Source organism: Companilactobacillus futsaii JCM 17355 (genome assembly GCF_001435505.1).
Taxonomy (GTDB): domain Bacteria; phylum Bacillota; class Bacilli; order Lactobacillales; family Lactobacillaceae; genus Companilactobacillus; species Companilactobacillus futsaii.
In genome coordinates this window covers 1-3085 of the sequence record NZ_AZDO01000032.1, presented here as the reverse complement: position 1 = coordinate 3085, position 3085 = coordinate 1, and the positions used below count along the sequence as shown (strand labels likewise).

Genomic DNA, 3085 nt, shown 5'->3' with positions numbered 1-3085 from the left:
CCTTTATGGGTTTTTGTGTCCACTAGTGTTCGGTTATATTTTACAATCTGCCATAAGAAAAGACTGAAACTATTTGTCCCAGTCTTTATCCAAATTATTCTGACGTTTGATTTCTTGTAAAGATTGTATAGTTTTGATTTGTCGTTCCACTATCAAATGAGAACCCTCTGGCCTCATTCAATGTATTTAATCTAGTTTCTTCATTATTCAATTGTTCTTCAGAAAGACCTAATTGCTTTCTTAGTTTGTTTGATACTCGACGCAACTCTTTAGTTGGGGCCACTTCATATGAAGAACCGTTAATCATTGAGCCATAGCCTTGAACGTGATCAGAATCGATGTTCTTAGCAGCTCCACGATAATTAAAGAAGACTGACTGCATATCACTAAAACTTAAATTAGTAGTCATTGAACTAGAAATACTATTCAAAACTTTTTGATAATGCGTAAACGTATTAGCACTAGCAGCGCTCTTAATAATTGCTGTGATAACTTGACGTTGTCTCTTTTGACGACCATAGTCACCTTCAGGATCTTCATAACGCATTCGTGAATAATCTAGCGCTTGCTTACCATTCAAATGCATCTTACCCTTCTTGAAATGAGACTCTTTCTCACCCGTATCACCATAAGAGAAACTAAATGGTACATTAACATCTACACCACCAACAGCGTTAACAATCTGCTTAAGTGAATTAAAATCTACTTTAACATAGTAGTCAATTGGCACATTCAACAATTTTTCAGTTGTTGCTACGGCGCTACCTTCATTACCAATGTTATAAGCCGAATTGATCTTTTGAATTTTCTTGGTATTGTTAGTACTGCTCTTCCAAATTTGAGCCATTGTATCACGTGGAACGGAAACCATCGTCGTCTTGTTAGTCTTTGGATTAACTGTTACAACGATCATCGTATCCGAGTTTCCTCGATAATTAGTCTCGGTATCTCTGATTCCATTATCAGTCGTATCAACCCCTAGTAAAAGAATTGAGATTGGTTTTTTATCATTAATACGTGTAGAAACTTTTTTACCATCAATGGCCTTATAAGTCTTACCTAAAGAGTTCTGGGCTTGAGCATAAAGTCGAAAACCGTAAGCACCCATGACAAAAATCATAACTAAGAATACTAATCCTAGGATCTTAACGAAGGGACGTTTGATTTTCCCAGCGTTGTTAGAAGCTAAAGCACTGTTACGAGATCTTTGTCGATGTTGCCTAGACATATTGTCGTTCTTATTATTATCCATAAATAAACTCCGATTAATTTGCTATCTACATTAAAAACAAATTCTCTCTATATTATAGTAGATAGGATGCAATTATACAGCTTAATTCAATTGAATTAAAATTAAATTTTAAATGGCCGCATTCCTAAATTATAATTTTTTAACACAATCTGTCAATTTTACAAAAAACATTTTAGTTAATTATTAATTAAAATATAACAAAATATCTATCTCATTATTTAGAACTTTTTCTTGTGTATTTCATGTATAATTTCTTCCGTAGGAGGATTTGAATAATGTCAGATGCAAGTAATGCAAAGACGTTTAGATGGTGGAACATTGCCTTATTAGGCTTTACCACCGTTTGGGGTCTTAATAATGTTATCAACAACTTCGCCAACCAAGGTTTAGCTGTTGTAACATCATGGATTTTAATCATGGTTCTTTATTTCGTTCCATACACTTTAATGGTGGGACAATTGGGATCCGCTTTTCAAGAGGCTGGTGGAGGAGTTAGTTCTTGGGTCAAAGCTCTTTCTAACAATAAACTAGCATATTTCGCTGCCTGGACTTACTGGGTAGTGCACGTTCCATATCTTGCTCAAAAACCACAAATTATCATGGTTAGTTTGAGCTGGTTATTCAAGGGAAATGGTTCTTTCATCAAAACTGCTTCACCGTTTATCGTACAAGGTGCAAGTTTAATTATCTTCTTGCTCTTTGTCTGGTTAGCTAGTAAAGGAACTGCTACTTTGAATAATCTTGGTAGTATTGCCGGTATCGCTATGTTTGCTATGTCAATGCTATTTATTATCTTAGGTGTCAGTGCTCCATTTATCACTCATGTCCAAATCGCTACACCAAACATGACTGATATTCACACTTACATTCCTAAATTTGATTTCCAATACTTCACGACGATTTCCATGTTAGTTTTCGCCGTTGGTGGTTCAGAAAAAATTTCACCTTATGTTAATAAGACTAAAAATGCTTCTAAGGAGTTCCCACTCGGTATGATCATCTTAGCCGTGATGGTAGCTGTTTCTGCAATCTTAGGATCATTTGCCATCGGTATGATCGTTAACTCAAATCATATTCCAGCCGATTTGATGGCTAACGGCGCTTACCAAGCTTTCCAATTTTTAGGTAATAGTTTCCACGTTGGTAATTTATTCGTCTGGGCTTTTGCCATTACCAACACAATTGCTTCAGCTGCGGCCTTAGCAATTTCTATTGACGCTCCATTACGTATGCTTTTAGGTGATGCTGATAAGAAATACATCCCTAGAGGTCTTTTGAAGAAAAATAAACGTGGTGTAGCTATCAATGGTTACAAGTTAACTGCTATTTTAGTTTCTATCTTAATCATCGTTCCTGCTCTTGGAATCAACGGAATGAATGATCTATATAACTGGCTATTGAACCTTAACTCAATCGTTATGCCAATGCGTTACCTTTGGGTATTCTTAGCTTATATGATGCTTTGTCGTCAATTAGACAAATTTAAGTCAGATTACATGTTCGTTAAGAATAAATACGTCGGCTTTGGTTTCGGATTATGGGCTTTCTTCCTAACGGCCTTTGCCTGCATTCTAGGTATGGTTCCTAAGATGAACATGGCAACCGATCCATCATCATGGTGGTTCCAATTAGCACTTAATATCATCACACCAATTGCTTTGATTGCTTTAGGTTTGATCCTACCTGCTATCGCTAAACGTACTAATAATGAATTAGATGAAATATAGTTAATATCTACTGCACGGATATTAAAAAGATCCTCTAGATTGATTTCGGCTCTTTCTTAAGTTAGGTTAGTAGTAATATTCCGTCCTCCATAGCAAAGCAAATTTG

General features: G+C 35.8%; 2 protein-coding genes. One reads left to right on the top strand and one right to left on the bottom strand.

The features are described 5' to 3' along the window. Positions 1–94: 94 nt before the first annotated feature. A complete protein-coding gene (locus FC88_RS03535; protein WP_412030884.1) occupies positions 95–1228 on the bottom strand; it encodes an LCP family glycopolymer transferase in 1134 nt (377 codons plus the stop codon). A 299-nt stretch (positions 1229–1527) separates the two neighbouring features. Between FC88_RS03535 and FC88_RS03530 the strand changes: the two genes are divergently transcribed. Next, the gene (locus tag FC88_RS03530) at positions 1528–2979 is read left to right on the top strand and encodes an APC family permease (RefSeq protein WP_057812844.1); all 1452 of its coding nucleotides are present in this window, start codon (positions 1528–1530) and stop codon (positions 2977–2979) included. Positions 2980–3085 lie beyond the last annotated feature (106 nt).